This is a genomic window from uncultured Streptomyces sp., from assembly GCF_947488945.1.
Classification (GTDB): domain Bacteria; phylum Actinomycetota; class Actinomycetes; order Streptomycetales; family Streptomycetaceae; genus Streptomyces.
Genome location: NZ_CANLBS010000111.1, coordinates 1 through 268 on the forward strand (window position 1 = coordinate 1; position 268 = coordinate 268).

The 268-nt window shown below is 65.3% G+C and carries 1 protein-coding gene; it reads left to right on the plus strand.

The window, feature by feature from the left end; all coding sequences use genetic code 11:
* A partial coding sequence (locus tag Q0994_RS34025; protein WP_299542620.1) for a hypothetical protein occupies positions 1–268 on the plus strand: 268 nt, incomplete at both ends.

Below are 268 nucleotides of genomic sequence, written 5' to 3' on the forward strand. Positions count from 1 at the left end.
AGGTCGCCGCAACCCTCACCTACAGCGAGCCGCGTATTCCGGTGGTCTCGAATGTGACGGGCACGGTGGTGTCCTCGAAACTCACCGACCCGTCTTACTGGGTGGACCATGTCCGCGGTGCGGTTCGTTTCACCGACGGTGTGCGGGCACTTGAGCGTGAGGGTGTGACCCGGTTCCTGGAGCTGGGCCCCGACGCCGTATTGACCGCGTTGGCCCGGCAGAGTGTGGAGGAGTCGTCGGAGGATACGCCGGAGGTGGTCTTCGCGTC